Here is a 14,506-nt window from a genome sequence, read left to right as displayed (position 1 = left end):
CAGTTGGCGCATTGTACGGCCAAGCGCCAGGCGCGGCAAAAGGCGACCGTGAAATGGCCGTCGCCCTGGCGGCGCGGGGCGCGCTGGGCGCCCCGCGGGCCTGTGGTAGACTCATGGCGCCTTTTCCCGCGCTGCCGGCCCGCGATGCGTACCGCCGGTGCCGCCGTTCCGGATGCCATGGAGATCCCTGCATGTCCCCTTTCCTTCGTCGCGGCCTGACTGGCCTGCTCGTCGGCGTGTCGATTACCGCCCTGGTGGGCTGTGGCACTGTCTTCCACCCCGAGCGCAAGGGCCAGCTGGGCGGGCGCATCGATCCGGTGGTGGCCATCGCCAACGGCGTGGGCCTGCTGTTCTTCATCGTCCCGGGGGTGGTCGCCTATGCGGTCGACTTCTCCAACGGCACCATCTACCTGCCCAGTGGCCACAACGCCGCCGGCGTGGATGCCATGCGGCTGGAGGAGGGCATGGACGTCGCTTCCCTGGAGCGGCTGCTCTCCGAGAAGACCGGCAAGGCGGTGAGCCTGGACAGCGAGCTGATGATGGTCGAGGAGGTTGCGAGCCTGGACGAGGCGCTGGCCCTGGTGCGCATGGCCGGCATCGACGACGCCGAGCGGCTGGGCACGGCGTTCGGCGATGGCGCCTGACCCCGCGGCCCTGGCCGCCGGGTCACGGCTGGCCGAACAGCACCAGGCGCAGCAGCAGGCCCAGCGCCAGGGTCGTGGAGACGCTGAGCAGGGTGCCCAGCAGCACGTATTCGGTCAGCTTGCGGTCCTGGGCCTCGCGCAGGTCGCCGAAGCGCAGCACCGACTTGGCCGCCAGCAGGAAACCCACGGCGGTCAGCTGGTCGAGCAGGACCAGCGTCAGCACCAGGAAGCGCTCGAGCATCCCGATGCGCGCCCCGGCCTGGGCCAGGGTGCCGGTGTTCTCGAGCTGCTGGCTCCAGCGCTGCATCACCAGGGCGATCGCGATGGCCAGCGGCCGTGATACCAGCAGGTAGGCGGTAGCCACCCCCAGCACCTCCGGTGTCGCCAGCCAGTGCAGCAGGGCGGCCACCGGCTGGGTGCTGCCGATCCAGGCCAGCCAGATCAGGGCCAGCACCAGCAGGTGGAGGGCCTGGTCGATCAGGAACCAGCGCAGCTGCCGGGCCGGGAGGGCGGCCTTGGCCAGGTCGATCAGCCAGTGGCTCATTGCCACCGCCAGTGCCGCGAGCAGCACCGTCCCGGGCCCGTGGCCGGTCTCCCGAGTCGCGGCGATCGCCAGCACCCCGCCGGCCAGCAGGCCGTGGAGCAGCGCATGCAGTGCCAGCCGGGGTGAACGCTGCCGCAGGCGATAGCGCTCCTCGACCCAGCCCCTCGGCTGCAGCAGGAAGTCTGCCGCCAGGTGGGCCAGCCACAGGCCAAGAAGCAGGGATTCGGGCTGGATCATGGGGCGGGCTCCTCGTCCGTGAGGCGGTGGCGCAGGTAGGCCAGGGTCTCCTGCAGGAGCGGCCAGCGAGCAGTGCGCAGGCGCTTGTGGACGGCGGGCTGGCTGATACCCAGGCGATTCGCCAGCGCCTGCTGCGAATCAGCATGGCACAGCATCTGGGCCACCACCTCTGCCGCCGCTGGCGTCCACCCCTCGATCATCTCGTCCAGGTAGCGGACCAGCAGGGCCAGGCAGCCTGACGGGGGGGCTCCCGGGTTCAGCACCAGGTGCTGGTCTTCCGGCAGGGCATCCAGCGCCAGTCCCGAGGCAACGAATGGAGGCGCGCTGGCCTCGGCGATGCCCTGTTGGGGGGTCCAGCCATCGGCCGGGCCGACCGCCACGGCCAGCCGGGCGTCCCACCGCTGCTCGCGGCTCGAGTGGCGGATCAGCGAGGCCCGCAGCAGCACGGCCGCCTCCATGGCATGCTGCGGGGCCAGGGCCAGCTGGAAGCCGTCGCCGCGATAGCGGGACGTGCAGGCCCCGAAGCGCTCGGTGAGTCCCTCGAGTGCGGCGTCCAGCGCACGAGAGAGCGCCTCGGCCGGCTGGATGCGGCGTGAGTCGATGATATCGCCGGTGATGACCGCCAGGGTACGGGGCATTTTGGTCTCGCAGGCCGGGAGGATGCGTCAAGGAAACACTGCACAAATGCCTGCGCGAGCGAATCGCTGCGTTGCGCGGTGCGCGGAATCCTCACATATACCCCATATGCTCCGGTTCCTGTGCTCCGGGCGCCTTGCGCTTCATCTCGCTCGTCGATTTGTTCAGCGCTTCCTTAATGATAGCCTTTTAGGGTTATTTTTCCATTAAATAACCATGAAAGGTTATTGTTGTCTGCCGGCTTCCGGTTCCCAAGGCTACCTCGCCAGCTCCCGCATGGCGCTCTCAAGCCCCTCCAGGGTCATGGGGTACATCCGGTCGTCGATCAGCTGGCGGATCAGCCGGGTGGAGTGGGTGGTGTCCCAGGCGCGGTGCGGCATGGGGTTGAGCCAGGCCAGGCGCGGGAACTTGTCCGTCAGGCGTTGTAGCCACACCGCGCCGGCCTCGTCGTTGAAGTGCTCGACGCTGCCGCCGGGGTGGGTGATCTCGTACGGAGACATGGCGGCGTCGCCGACGATCACCACCTGGTAGTCATCGCCATAGGTATGCAGTATGTCCATCGTCGGGATGCGCTCATTGAGGCGCCTGGCCTGGTCTTGAGAATTGCTGCGCCACAGCCCCTCGTAGAGGCAGTTATGGAAGTAGTAGGCCTCCAGATGCTTGAACTCCGAGCGCGCCGCCGAGAAGAGCTCCTCGCAGGTGCGGATGTGGTCGTCCATGGAGCCGCCCACGTCGAGCAGCAGCAGCACCTTTACCGCGTTGTGGCGCTCCGGGCGCATCTGCACGTTGAGCAGGCCGGCATCGCGAGCGGTCTCACGGATGGTGGCGTCGACGTCGAACTCCTCCGCCGCCCCCTGGCGGGCGAACTTCCTCAGCCGGCGCAGCGCCATCTTGATGTTGCGGGTGCCCAGTTCCAGGGAGTCGTCATAGTCGCGGAAGCGCCGCTCGTCCCACACCTTCACCGCCCGGCGATGGCGGGAGCCCTCCTGGCCGATGCGGATGCCCTCGGGGTTGTAGCCGTAGGCGCCGAAGGGACTGGTGCCGCCGGTGCCGATCCACTTGTTGCCGCCGGCGTGGCGCTCCTTCTGCTCCTCGAGACGCTGCTTGAAGGTCTCGATCAGTTTCTCTAGCCCGCCCAGGGATTCGATCTGCGCCTTCTCCTCCTCGGAAAGTTGCTTCTCGAACTCCCGACGCAGCCAGTCATCGGGAATCAGCGCCTCGATGGCGGCATCCAGGTTCTCGAGCCCCTCGAACCAGGCGGCGAAGGCGCGATCGAAGCGGTCGAAGTGGCGCTCATCCTTGACCATCACGGTGCGCGCCAGCCGGTAGAAGGCCTCCATGTCGGCGAACACCACGCCACGCTCCACCACCGCGTGCAGGTCGAGCAGCTCGCGCAGCGATACCGGCACCCCGGCACGCTTCAGGGTCTCGAACAGGCCGATGAACATCGATCAGCGCCTCTGGTTGCCCTGGCGGCGGAGCATGAAGGCGAGTCGCTCCAGCAGCTGCGTATCCTGCTCATTCTTCACCAGCGCCCCGGCAAGCGGCGGGATCGCCTTCACCGGGTCGCGCTGGTAGAGCGCCTCCCGGGCCAGCTCGTCGCTCATCAGCAGCTTCAGCCAGTCCACCAGCTCCGAGGTGGAGGGCTTCTTCCTGAGCCCCGGCGCCTGGCGCAGGTCGAAGAACACCTCCAGGGCCTCGCCCACCAGCGTCGTGGCGATCTCGGGGAAGTGCACGTCGACGATGGCCTGCATGGTCTCGCGGTCGGGGAACTCGATGTAGTGGAAGAAGCAGCGGCGCAGGAAGGCGTCGGGCAGCTCCTTCTCGTTGTTGGAGGTGATCACGATGATCGGCCGGTGGCGGGCGGCAATGGTTTCCCCAGTCTCGTAGACATGGAATTCCATGCGATCCAGCTCCTGGAGCAGGTCGTTGGGAAATTCGATGTCCGCCTTGTCGATCTCGTCGATCAGCAGCACCACCCGCTCGTCGGCGGTGAAGGCCTCCCAGAGCTTGCCGGGCCTGATGTAGTTGGCGACGTTCTCCACGCCCTCGACCCCCAGCTGGGAGTCCCGCAGGCGGCTCACCGCGTCGTACTCGTAGAGCCCCTGGGCGGCCTTGGTGGAGGACTTGATGTGCCAGGTGATCAGCCGCGTGCCCAGGGAGGCCGCCAGCTCCTCGGCCAGCAGCGTCTTGCCGGTGCCTGGCTCGCCCTTGATCAGCAGCGGGCGCTCCAGAGTCACGGCGGCGTTGACCGCCTGCTTCAGGGCCTCGGTGGCCACGTAGGTGGAAGTGGAATCAAACGCCATGGAGTGTGTGCCTCGACAGATCGTCAGGAATGGGGATATTCGAACAAGTGTACGGAAGGGCGGTGACGGCGACAAATCACTCCCGCTGCGTCGGTCGGTAGGCCTCCACCAGGATAGCCGGGTCGTGCTCGGCGTAGCCGCGGGTGGCGTGGGCGCGCATCAGCTGGGCGGCGAGGCCGCTCATGGGCGTGGCGCTGCCGCTGCGGCGGCTCTGGGCCACCGCCATGTCCAGGTCCTTGAGCAGGGTGCGCAGGTGCCAGGGCGGGTCGGCGAAGTCGCTCGCCGCCATGCGCGGGGTGAGAATCTGGAAGGGCTTCGAGTCCGCGAAGCCCCTGGAGAGCGCCTCGACGAGCCGGGTGGCCTCCACGCCGCTGGCCTCGGCGAGGGCCACCATCTCGGCGAGCACCGCGGCCTGGCAGCCCACCACCATCTGGTTGCACACCTTGGTGACCTGACCCGCGCCCACCGGGCCCATGTGGGTGACCCGGGTGGCGAGCGGTGCCAATAGTGGGCGGATGGCGTCGATATCGGCCGCCTCGCCGCCGGCCATCATCACCAGGCTGCCGGCCTCGGCGCCGGCCACGCCGCCGGAGACCGGGCAGTCGATCCAGCCCATGCCGCACTGCGCCTCGAGCCGACGGGCGAAGTCGCGGGTGGCCGCCGGGTCGCTGCTGGAGAAGTCGATCAGTGTCTGGCCCGGGCGTGCGTGCTCCGCCACGCCGCCCTCGCCGAACACCACGCTCTCCACCACCTCGGTATTGGCCAGGCAGAGCATCACCAGGTCCACGCTCGCCACCAGCTCGCCGATCGAGCCGGCCCCTCGGGCACCGGCCCGGCCCAGCGCCTCGACCTTGGCCGGCGTACGGTTCCATACGGTCACATCGAAGCCGGCGCCGAGCAGGCGGCGGGTCATGGGGTCGCCCATCAGGCCGATACCGATGAAGCCGAGGCGGGGGTGGGTCATGGGATCTCTCCTGGCGAGTGGCTGGCAGGAAGCAGCATGCGCGAAGGCGGGGTTTTTCGGCAAGCCGGCTTGTCTGGCCGGATGGGAGTGTGCGAAAAGCGAAGGGAGCCGAGGGCGAGGGCAGGCCCGGAGAGGGTGGCAGGAGGCGACAGACACCATGAAGCAGCCGCGTTGCGGGACGAAGCCGGATGGGCCCCACGAGGCGCCGCGGGGGGCCTCGGCATGAGAGGTACATCGTCCAGCGCCACTCCCTGGCATAGCCGGGAGCCCGCCGAGGTGCTTGCCGAACTGGCGGTCTCCGAGCAGGGCCTGAGCGGCGAGCAGGTGGTCGAACGGCTGGCGCGCCACGGCGAGAATCGCCTGCCGGCACCGCCGCGCAGCGGTCCGCTGCGGCGTTTCCTGCGCCAGTTTCACAACGTGCTCATCTATGTGCTGCTGGTCGCCGCGCTGGGCACGGCCCTGCTGCAGCACTGGGTCGACACCGGGGTGATCCTCGGCGTGGTGGTGATCAATGCCGTCGTCGGCTTCCTCCAGGAGGGCAAGGCGGAGCAGGCCCTGGAGGCGATCCGCGGCATGCTCTCCCCCAAGGCGCTGGTGCTGCGTGACGGCCAGCGGCGCACCGTACCTGCCGAGCAACTGGTGCCGGGCGATCTGGTGCTCCTGCAGGCCGGGGACCGGGTGCCCGCCGACCTGCGGCTGCTGCGCTGCCACAACCTGCGTATCGACGAGGCGATGCTCACCGGCGAATCGGTGGCCGTGGACAAGCAGACCGGTGCCGTGGATGCCGATGCCGACCTGGGCGACCGCCGCGGCATGGCCTTCTCCGGCACCCTGGTCGCCTTCGGGCAGGGGCGTGGTGTGGTGGTGGGCACCGGCGCGGCTACCGAGATCGGGCGCATCTCCACGCTGCTCGGCGAGGTGGAGACCCTGACGACGCCGCTGCTGCGCGAAATCGCCGCCTTCGGGCGCTGGCTGTCGGGGGCCATCGTGGTGCTGGCGGGCATGACCTTCGCCTTCGGCTACTGGGGGCGCCACTACGACCTGCTGGAGACCTTCCTGGCGGCCGTGAGCCTGGCGGTGGCGGCCATTCCCGAGGGCCTGCCGGCGATCATGACCATCACCCTGGCCATCGGCGTGCAGCGCATGGCGGTGCGCAACGCCATCATCCGCCGCCTGCCGGCGGTGGAGACCCTGGGCTCGGTCACCACCATCTGCACCGACAAGACCGGCACCCTGACCCGCAACGAGATGACCGTGAAGACCCTGCTCACCGCCGAGGAGAGCTACGAGGTCAGCGGCGTGGGCTACGCGCCCCATGGCGGCATCCACCATGCCGGCGAGGAGGTGGCGCTCGAGCAGCACCCGGTGCTGGCCGAAGCGCTGCGGGCCATCCTGCTGTGCAACGATGCCGAGCTCCAGCGGCGGGACGGTGGCTGGCACCTGGAGGGCGACCCCACCGAGGGCGCGCTGGTGGTCGCCGGGCTAAAGGCGGGCCTGGATGCCCGGGAGGTCGCCCGACACTATCCCCGCGATGACGTGATCCCCTTCGAATCCCTCTACAAGTTCATGGTCACCCTTCACCACCATCACGAGGGAGGCCAGCGCCTGCTCTTCCTCAAGGGCGCCCCCGAGCGGGTGCTGGCCGTCTGCGACCGCGAGCGCACCCGCGATGGCGACCGCCCCCTCGACCGGCCGCGCTGGGAGCAGCGCATGGACGCCATCGCCGCCCGGGGTCAGCGGCTGCTGGCCGTGGCCCTCAAGCCCATGGAGGAAGACCGACGAACACTGGCCTTCCCCGACGTCGAGGCGGGTGGCCTGACCCTGGTGGCGGTATGCGGGATCATCGACCCGCCCCGGGAGGAGGCGATCGCCGCGGTGAGGCAGTGCCAGCAGGCCGGCATCGTGGTCAAGATGATCACCGGTGACCATGCGGTGACCGCAAGGGCCATCGCCGACGAGCTCGGCATCCGCACCGCGGGCGGGGTCGTCCCGGGGCATGCCCTGGAGCCGCTCTCCGACGAGGAGCTGACGGCCCTGGTGCGTGAGGTGGACGTCTTTGCCCGCGCCACGCCGGAACACAAGCTGCGCCTGGTGCGCGCCCTGCAGGCGGGCGGCCAGGTGGTAGCCATGACCGGCGACGGCGTCAACGACGCCCCGGCCCTCAAGCGAGCCGACGTCGGCGTCGCCATGGGGATCAAGGGCTCGGAGGCGGCCCGGGAGGCAGCCGCCATGGTGCTGGCCGACGACAACTTCGCCTCCATCGCCCATGCGGTGGAGGAGGGCCGCACCGTCTACGACAACCTGCGCAAGGCGATCCTCTACATCCTGCCCACCAGCGGCGGCGAGGCGCTGACCATCATGGCCGCCGTGCTGCTGGGGCTGACCCTGCCACTGCTGCCGGCCCAGGTGCTGTGGGTGAACATGGTCACCGCCGTGACCCTGAGCCTGGCCCTGGCCTTCGAGCCCGCTGAGCCCGGGGTCATGCGCCGACGCCCGCGCGACCCTGGCGCGCCGATCCTCTCGGGCTTCCTGGTCTGGCGCGCGGGCTTCGTCTCGCTGCTGCTGCTGGCCGGGACCTTTAGCCACTTCCTGTGGATGGAGCGGCAGGGCGTGGAGATCGAACTCGCCCGCACCGTGGCCATCAATGCCCTGGTGATGGGCGAGATCGCCTACCTCTTCAACAGCCGCTACATCCTCGAGCCCGCCTGGAACCGCGCCGGCCTGCTGGGCAGCCGGGCGGTGCTGGTGGCGGTGGGCGTGCTGGTGGTGCTGCAGGCGCTCTTCACCTACGCGCCGCCGCTGCAGCTCCTGTTCGGCACCGCCCCCCTGGGCGCGAAGGAGTGGGCCAGCATCCTGGCCTTCGGCGTCATTCTCTTCGCGCTGGTGGAACTGGAAAAGGCCCTCTTCAGGTGGCGCCAGCGTGGCACTCCCGGAGGGTGAAGGGGTGAGGCCGGCGAAGGAGGTATCGCCCATGGCGCCGGCCCGGGTTCCGGGCTATTTTCATGGCATGACAAGGAGGTGAGGAGCCTGGCTTGATGTTGCTCAACTCAAGCCGTGCGACGCTTCTCCTCGGGTTCATCGTGCTGACCTGCAACGCCCTGCGGAAGACCCGGCCCGCAGGCGCCATCGACACAAGGACTTGCCCATGCCGCCTACCACTCCCCCTTCGCCCCCGATGGCGCACTCGGCCCGCCATGGCCACGGCGCCTGCAGCTGCGGCTCGCCGCTGCTTCAGCGTTTCCATGAGCGCATGATGGCGGAGATCAGTCGCCGCCACTTCCTGGGCGGTACGGCCGCCGTCATGGCGCTGTTCGCCGGCCTGCACGCCCCCTCCGCGGTGGCGGAGAAGCCTCGGGAGCGCAAGGGACCGCTGCTGCTGACCCACCTCAGGCTGTTCGACGGCAGCGGCTCGCCGCTGCGCGATGACGTGGCGGTGCGGGTGGAGGAGGGGCGCATCGCGGCCCTCCTGCCCGGTGACGCCGACCCCGAGGGGGCCGAGGTGATCGACTGCGGCGGGCGGGTGCTGATGCCCGGGCTGATCGATGCCCACTGGCACACCACCCTGGCCGCCATCAACCAGGTGGCGGCGATGACCGCCGATGTGGGCTACGTGCACCTGGTGGCGGCTCGGGAGGCGGAGCGCACCCTGATGCGCGGGGTGACCAGCGTGCGCGACGTGGGCGGGCCCTCCTTCGCGCTCAAGCGCGCCATCGACGAGGGCATCGTGGCCGGTCCCCGGATCTTTCCCGCCGGCGCCATGATCTCCCAGACCTCGGGCCACGGCGATTTTCGACTGCGCCACGAGGTGCCCCGCGGCAGCGCCACGCCGCTCAGCGAGCAGGAGCGCCAGGGGGTGGCGGCGATCGCCGACGGCGAGGCCGAGGTGCTGCGGCGCACCCGCGAGCAGCTGATGCTCGGCGCCTCCCAGATCAAGCTGATGGCCGGCGGCGGGGTCGCCTCCAGCTACGATCCGCTGGACAGCACCCAGTTCACCGAGCGCGAGCTGCGCGCCGCGGTGGAGGCCGCCGAGGACTGGGGCACCTACGTGATGGTGCATGTCTACACGCCGCGGGGGATCCAGCGCGCCCTGCGCGCCGGAGTGCGCTCCATCGAGCATGGCCAGCTGGCCGACGAGGAGAGCGTGCGCATGATGGCCGGGGAGGGCGCCTGGTGGAGCCTGCAGCCCTTCCTGCAGGACGAGGATGCCAACGTCTATCCCGATGCTGCGCGCCGCGAGTCCCAGCGCCAGGTGGCCGAGGGCACGGTGCGCGCCTACGAGATGGCCCAGCGGTTCGATGTCAGGACGGCCTGGGGCACCGATATCCTCTTCAGCCCGCAGAACACGCCGAACCAGCTGCGCCACCTGGCCAAGCTCACCCGCTTCTACGACCCGCTGACGGTGCTGGCCATGGCCACCGGGCGCAACGGTGAGCTGCTCGCTCTCAGCGGCCCCCGCAACCCCTATCCCGGCGCGCTGGGGCGTATCGAGCCCGGCGCCCTGGCGGACCTGCTGGTGGTGGACGGCGACCCGAGCCGCGACCTCGATTTCCTGCACGACCCGGAGCGCAACCTGCGGCTGATCATGAAGGGCGGTCGCATCCACAAGGAGCGCCTGGGAGAAGGCTCATGAAGGCCCGGCCGCTTCCACGGCTCCTGGCCCTGGGGCTCGCCGCGCTTTGGCTCGCGACCCCCGGCCTGGCGTCCCAGGCGCATGCCGAGACGGACGGCTGGCGCTTCCAGCTGACCCCCTACGCCTGGATGGCAGGCCTGTCGGGGGACGTACGCCCCCTGGCGGGAGCCCCCACGGTCAGCACCTCGCGCTCCTTCGGCGAGGTACTGGATGATCTGGAGGGGGCCTTCTTCCTGACCGGCAGCGCCCGGCACGATCGCTGGGTGCTGCTGGGGGACCTCACCTGGGCCTCGCTGAGCCAGGAAAGCGCGCTGGCTCCCGGCATCGTCGTCGAGGGCAGGCTTCGCCAGCGCTCGGTGACGGCGCTGGCGGGCTACCAGGTGGTCAGCGAGCCCGAGCATCGGCTGGACCTGCTGGCGGGGGCGCGGGCCTGGCGCATCGAGGCGGAGGTGGGCGTGCCGGCTCTGGGGCTCGCGGCCCGTGACACCGAGCGCTGGGTCGACCCGGTCCTCGCCGCGCGGCTGCGTTCGGCCTGGAGCCCGGCCTGGTCGACATTGCTGCACGCCGATGTCGGCGGCTTCGGTGTCGGGTCCGACAGCACCTGGCAGCTGGTGGCCACCGCCAACCTGGCGGTGAGCGAGACCCTGCATCTTTCCGCGGGCTATCGCCACCTGGCGGTGGATCGTGACGCGTCAGGAACCCGCCTGGACGTGTCGATGAGCGGACCCCTGCTGGGGGCCACCTGGCGCTTCTGACCCGGATGCCCGCTTCGCCATGGCGCATTCGGCGCCCGGAAGGCGCACCGATGGTGCAGTGCCGCATGGCTGTCGCCGGATGCAGGAGAGGTCCCGCATCGCGATTATTTCCTAACCTATTGTATTTAAATATCCTTACAGATTTGTGGCCTGATCTTCGCAATAAGAAAGACATGATCGCCGAGGCAGAGTGGCGATTCACCGAGTGAGCTGGCGTGCTCCACCTGGTCCCCTTCGGGGGGCCTTTTTTATGCCTGTCCGACAGGGCTGCTATGGTCAAGGCAGCGCCCCCTGGATGACCGGCCATGACCTCGACCCTGCAGCGCCTCTTCAATGTACGTCCGGACGAACGCCTGCCCGTAGTGCTGGCGGTGCTGTTCTTCTTCTGCGTGCTCACCGCCCTGATGGTGCTGCGCCCGGCCCGGGAAGCCCTGGGGCTGCGCGGCGGCATCGAGGCGGTGCGCTGGCTGTTCATGGGCACCGCCCTGGTGACGCTGCTGGTCAATCCGCTGTTCGGCCTGCTGGTCAGCCGTCTGCCACGGCTGCGCTTCATCGCCGCCACCTACCTCTTCTTCGCCACCAGCCTCGGTGCCTTCTACCTGCTGATGACCCTGACCCCGGCGGCACTCGGTGTGGCCTCCGGCCAGGTCTTCTACGTCTGGTTCAGCGTCTTCAACCTCTTCGTCACCATGCTCTTCTGGGCGCTGATGGCCGACCGCTTTTCGCTGGCCCAGGGCAAGCGCTTCTTCGGCCTGATTGCGGTGGGCGGCACCTGCGGGGCGATCTTCGGCCCCTGGCTGGCGAGTCGGCTGGTCGAGCCGCTGGGGACCCCGGCACTGCTGCCGGTGTCCATCGGCTTCCTGCTGCTGGCGCTGGGGGCCGCTTTCGGTGTGGCCCTCTGCCAGCCTCATCGGCCTCGGGAAGTCGCAGGCGAGGCGGATGCCCCGATGGTGGACGAGCGTGAGCGGATCGGCGGGAGCGCCTGGTCCGGGCTGAGCGCCCTGGCGCGGTCACGCTACCTCATGGGCATCGCCGCCTATGTGGTGATACTCGCCATCATGGCCACCTTTCTCTACTTCACGCGGCTGCAGATGGTGGCCGCCCTGGGCGATGACCTGGACCTGCGCACCGCCTGGTTCGCGCGCATCGACCTGATCACCCAGGTGGCCACCCTGGTGATGCAGGCGGTGGTGGCGGGCCACCTGATGAAGCGTCTCGGGGTGGCCTTCACCCTGGCGCTGCTGCCGATGACGACCCTGCTCGGCTTCATCGGTCTGGCGATGGTGGGCTCCCTGGCCGCCCTGATCGCCTTCGAGGCGGCCTTCCGGGCGGTGCAGCGCGCCCTGATGCGTCCGGCCCGGGAGACCCTCTACACCGTCACCAGCCGGGAGGAGAAGTACAAGGCCAAGGCCGCCATCGACACCTTCGTCTATCGCGCCGGCGACGTGGTGGGCGCCCAGGTGGAGGGGGCCCTCGGCCGGCTCGGCATGGGCCTGGCCGCAGTGGCCAGCGTGGCGGTCCCCCTGGCGCTCGCCTGGGCCGCCCTGGCGCTGTGGCTGGGCCGCACCCAGGCGCGCATCGCCGGCGAGACAGGCGTGTCACCCACGACCCTCGATACGCAAGGGAGATCCCCATGATCACACGACGCGAGTCCCTCAAGCTCTGCCTGGCGGCCGGGGCCGCCGCCACCCTGCCACTCTCCACGGGCCTTCTCGCCCAGCCGGCTCGCGGGGAAATGATCACCCGGGCGATCCCCTCCACCGGCGTGCGCGTTCCGGCAGTGGGGCTTGGCAGCTCGGCCACCTTCGCCAGCGTGGCGAGAAGCGAGGATGACGCTGCCCTGCGCGAGGTGCTGCAGACGCTGGTCGATGAGGGCGGGCGGGTCTTTGACACCGCCCCGGGCTACGGCGCCTCCGAGGCGGTGGCCGGCGAGCTGGCCGCCGAACTCGGCATCAGCGAGACGCTCTTCTGGGCCACCAAGGTCAACGTGGCCGGGCGCGGCGGCGGCAGCGCCGATCCCGAGGCGGCCCGCGAGCAGATCGAGACCTCCTTCCGGCGCCTCGGCAAGACCCCGCTGGACCTGATCCAGGTGCACAACCTGGGCGACGTGCCGACCCAGCTTGGCCTGCTCAAGGCGCTGCGCGAGGAGGGGAGGGTGCGCCATATCGGGGTGACCACCACCTTCGAGCAACAGTACGAGGCGCTCGAGCGGATCATGGAGCGTGAGCCCCTGGACACCGTTGGCATCGATTACGCCATCGACAACCGCGTCATGGAGGAGCGCATCCTGCCCCTGGCCCGGGATCGCGGCATCGGCGTACTGGTCTATGCCCCCTTCGGGCGCACCCGGCTCTGGGAGCGGGTGCGTGGCCATGAGGTGCCGGCCTGGGCCGCCGAGTTCGATGCCCGTTCCTGGGCGCAGTTCTTCCTCAAGTTCGTGATCAGCCACCCGGCGGTGACCGTGGCCACGCCGGCCACCAGCCGCGCCCGACACATGACCGACAACATGGGGGGTGCCCGGGGCGCGCTGCCGGACGAGGCGATGCGCCGGCGCATGATCGCCCATGTCGAGGGGCTGTCGTGATGGGCAACCTGTTCGAGGGGATCCCCGACCGCCTGCCCGAGGAGCGCTTCGAGGAACTTGTCAGCGCCGAGTCGGTGACGGTGGAGCGTATCGTCTCCCGGGGCCATGCGTCGCCGGAGAGTGGCTGGTACGACCAGCCGCGCCACGAGTGGGTGCTGGTGCTCCAGGGGCGCGGCGTGGTCGCCTTCGAGGAGGGCGAGGAGGTAACGCTCGGACCGGGAGACCACCTGCTGATTCCCGCCCACCGACGGCACCGGGTCGCCTGGACCAACCCCGACGAGGCGACCGTCTGGCTGGCGGTGCACTACGACTGACCCGGTACCAGGGAGGCTACCATGGAGAAGGTCCCACGCACGCTTCGACGCATCCTGCTGCTGCTCGCCCTGGCCCTGCCGGTGGCGGCCTGGCAGCTGTGGCTGGCGCCGGCCCGGGAGGCTCGCCAGGCCTGGAGCGGCACCCTGATCGAGACGACCCGCAGCCCCCGGCTGCTGCGCCTGGGCGAGCCGGGGACCCACCGTCGCTCCAGGGATTACCACCATGTGTGGCATGTCGACCTGGACGGTGGCGGGGTCCGGGAGGTGGAGGTGCCCCACCGGCTCTGGCACCACGGCGAGCCGGGCCTGCCGGTGGTGAAGCGCCGCGGCGAGCGCTGGCCCGAGATCGACACCGACGAGTATCGTGACCAGCAGCGGCGCAACCGGGAGGGAACACGGCGCGTGCTCGAGGTGCTGACCGGGCAGTAGTGCCCGGTCCTGTCGTATAGGACAATGGCGGCCGTCATGACCGCCGATAGGGAGACAGGCACCATGCCACATAGGCCCCATTCGCTCCGCCTGCGCCAGGATCCTCGGCCGCGGGTGAAGCCCTCGTGGCGGCGCCACGTCCAGAGGGCCCTCCCATGCTGCTGTTGATGGCGCTCTACCTGCCGGCGAGCCTGGTGGCCGTGCTCCTCTATGGCATCGACAAGGCCGCGGCGCGTCGCGATCGCCGCCGCATCCGCGAGTCGACCCTGCACCTGGTCGCCCTGGCGGGGGGCTGGCCGGGGGCACTGCTGGCCCGTCGCGCCTTCCGCCACAAGACCCGCAAGCAGCCCTTCGGCGCTGTCCTCTGGGGCTGCATGGCGCTCAATGTCACGCTGGTGGCGTGGCTGGCCACGGCAGAGGCCGCGGCGGGCCTGCGCCGGCTGGCGGGGCTGGAGTAGGGCAG

14 protein-coding genes are annotated in these 14,506 nt (G+C 69.9%); 9 read left to right on the top strand and 5 right to left on the bottom strand.

The features are described 5' to 3' along the window. The first annotated feature begins 191 nt into the window (after nt 1-191). Nucleotides 192-644, top strand: coding sequence for a hypothetical protein (locus NFC98_RS11180; protein ID WP_254275062.1), 453 nt, complete (start codon nt 192-194; stop codon nt 642-644). A gap of 22 nt (nt 645-666) precedes the next feature. On the opposite strand, the gene NFC98_RS11175 is transcribed toward NFC98_RS11180, so the two are convergent. From NFC98_RS11175 to NFC98_RS11155, 5 genes are all read right to left on the bottom strand, one after another. Then, nucleotides 667-1,425, bottom strand: a complete 759-nt coding sequence (locus tag NFC98_RS11175) for a DUF3307 domain-containing protein (RefSeq protein ID WP_254275061.1) — start codon at nt 1,423-1,425, stop codon at nt 667-669. Continuing rightward, nucleotides 1,422-2,063, bottom strand: coding sequence for a hypothetical protein (locus NFC98_RS11170; protein WP_254275060.1), 642 nt, complete (start codon nt 2,061-2,063; stop codon nt 1,422-1,424). The genes NFC98_RS11175 and NFC98_RS11170 overlap by 4 nt, the downstream gene beginning before the upstream one ends. 255 nt (nt 2,064-2,318) lie before the next feature. Next, nucleotides 2,319-3,509: a VWA domain-containing protein gene (locus NFC98_RS11165; protein WP_254275059.1), complete on the bottom strand. Its 1,191-nt coding sequence runs from the start codon at nt 3,507-3,509 to the stop codon at nt 2,319-2,321. A 3-nt stretch (nt 3,510-3,512) separates the two neighbouring features. Then, nucleotides 3,513-4,367: a MoxR family ATPase gene (locus NFC98_RS11160; protein ID WP_254275058.1), complete on the bottom strand. Its 855-nt coding sequence runs from the start codon at nt 4,365-4,367 to the stop codon at nt 3,513-3,515. Between the two features lie 76 nt (nt 4,368-4,443). Beyond that, the gene (locus NFC98_RS11155) at nt 4,444-5,331 is read right to left on the bottom strand and encodes an NAD(P)-dependent oxidoreductase (protein WP_254275057.1); all 888 of its coding nucleotides are present in this window, start codon (nt 5,329-5,331) and stop codon (nt 4,444-4,446) included. Between the two features lie 222 nt (nt 5,332-5,553). On the opposite strand from NFC98_RS11155, the gene NFC98_RS11150 reads away from it, so the two are divergent. From NFC98_RS11150 to NFC98_RS11115, 8 genes are all read left to right on the top strand, one after another. Then, a complete protein-coding gene (locus NFC98_RS11150) occupies nt 5,554-8,271 on the top strand; it encodes a cation-transporting P-type ATPase (protein ID WP_254275056.1) in 2,718 nt (905 codons plus the stop codon). Nucleotides 8,272-8,476: 205 nt separating this feature from the next. Next, entirely contained in the window at nt 8,477-9,961 is a 1,485-nt protein-coding gene (locus NFC98_RS11145; protein ID WP_254275055.1) for an amidohydrolase family protein, read from the top strand. After that, nucleotides 9,958-10,716: a hypothetical protein gene (locus NFC98_RS11140; RefSeq protein WP_254275054.1), complete on the top strand. Its 759-nt coding sequence runs from the start codon at nt 9,958-9,960 to the stop codon at nt 10,714-10,716. The genes NFC98_RS11145 and NFC98_RS11140 overlap by 4 nt, the downstream gene beginning before the upstream one ends. A 305-nt stretch (nt 10,717-11,021) precedes the next feature. Continuing rightward, complete coding sequence (locus tag NFC98_RS11135) at nt 11,022-12,353, top strand: NTP/NDP exchange transporter (RefSeq protein WP_254275053.1); 1,332 nt, start codon at nt 11,022-11,024, stop codon at nt 12,351-12,353. Further along, nucleotides 12,350-13,300 carry an aldo/keto reductase gene (locus NFC98_RS11130; RefSeq protein WP_254275052.1) on the top strand — a complete coding sequence of 317 codons (951 nt, stop codon included), beginning with the start codon at nt 12,350-12,352 and terminating at the stop codon, nt 13,298-13,300. Before NFC98_RS11135 ends, NFC98_RS11130 begins: the two co-directional genes overlap by 4 nt. Next, nucleotides 13,300-13,614, top strand: a complete 315-nt coding sequence (locus NFC98_RS11125; protein WP_254275051.1) for a cupin domain-containing protein — start codon at nt 13,300-13,302, stop codon at nt 13,612-13,614. Before NFC98_RS11130 ends, NFC98_RS11125 begins: the two co-directional genes overlap by 1 nt. A 21-nt stretch (nt 13,615-13,635) precedes the next feature. After that, nucleotides 13,636-14,043, top strand: coding sequence for a hypothetical protein (locus NFC98_RS11120; protein ID WP_254275050.1), 408 nt, complete (start codon nt 13,636-13,638; stop codon nt 14,041-14,043). 155 nt (nt 14,044-14,198) lie between these two features. Beyond that, complete coding sequence (locus tag NFC98_RS11115) at nt 14,199-14,501, top strand: DUF1294 domain-containing protein (RefSeq protein WP_254275049.1); 303 nt, start codon at nt 14,199-14,201, stop codon at nt 14,499-14,501. Nucleotides 14,502-14,506: the final 5 nt, after the last annotated feature.

This window comes from Halomonas sp. 3H (assembly GCF_024206005.1).
Classification (GTDB): domain Bacteria; phylum Pseudomonadota; class Gammaproteobacteria; order Pseudomonadales; family Halomonadaceae; genus Halomonas; species Halomonas campaniensis.
Note: the sequence above shows the minus strand (reverse complement) of the source record. Positions and strands in the feature narration are given on the sequence as shown.

What these genes read in the sequence shown, in the direction of transcription:
- NFC98_RS11180 (WP_254275062.1), top strand. Translation starts at nt 192, where the DNA reads ATGTCCCCTTTCCTTCGTCGCGGCCTGACTGGCCTGCTCGTCGGCGTG.
- NFC98_RS11175 (WP_254275061.1), bottom strand. Translation starts at nt 1,425, where the DNA reads ATGATCCAGCCCGAATCCCTGCTTCTTGGCCTGTGGCTGGCCCACCTG.
- NFC98_RS11170 (WP_254275060.1), bottom strand. Translation starts at nt 2,063, where the DNA reads ATGCCCCGTACCCTGGCGGTCATCACCGGCGATATCATCGACTCACGC.
- NFC98_RS11165 (WP_254275059.1), bottom strand. Translation starts at nt 3,509, where the DNA reads ATGTTCATCGGCCTGTTCGAGACCCTGAAGCGTGCCGGGGTGCCGGTA.
- NFC98_RS11160 (WP_254275058.1), bottom strand. Translation starts at nt 4,367, where the DNA reads ATGGCGTTTGATTCCACTTCCACCTACGTGGCCACCGAGGCCCTGAAG.
- NFC98_RS11155 (WP_254275057.1), bottom strand. Translation starts at nt 5,331, where the DNA reads ATGACCCACCCCCGCCTCGGCTTCATCGGTATCGGCCTGATGGGCGAC.
- NFC98_RS11150 (WP_254275056.1), top strand. Translation starts at nt 5,554, where the DNA reads ATGAGAGGTACATCGTCCAGCGCCACTCCCTGGCATAGCCGGGAGCCC.
- NFC98_RS11145 (WP_254275055.1), top strand. Translation starts at nt 8,477, where the DNA reads ATGCCGCCTACCACTCCCCCTTCGCCCCCGATGGCGCACTCGGCCCGC.
- NFC98_RS11140 (WP_254275054.1), top strand. Translation starts at nt 9,958, where the DNA reads ATGAAGGCCCGGCCGCTTCCACGGCTCCTGGCCCTGGGGCTCGCCGCG.
- NFC98_RS11135 (WP_254275053.1), top strand. Translation starts at nt 11,022, where the DNA reads ATGACCTCGACCCTGCAGCGCCTCTTCAATGTACGTCCGGACGAACGC.
- NFC98_RS11130 (WP_254275052.1), top strand. Translation starts at nt 12,350, where the DNA reads ATGATCACACGACGCGAGTCCCTCAAGCTCTGCCTGGCGGCCGGGGCC.
- NFC98_RS11125 (WP_254275051.1), top strand. Translation starts at nt 13,300, where the DNA reads ATGGGCAACCTGTTCGAGGGGATCCCCGACCGCCTGCCCGAGGAGCGC.
- NFC98_RS11120 (WP_254275050.1), top strand. Translation starts at nt 13,636, where the DNA reads ATGGAGAAGGTCCCACGCACGCTTCGACGCATCCTGCTGCTGCTCGCC.
- NFC98_RS11115 (WP_254275049.1), top strand. Translation starts at nt 14,199, where the DNA reads ATGCTGCTGTTGATGGCGCTCTACCTGCCGGCGAGCCTGGTGGCCGTG.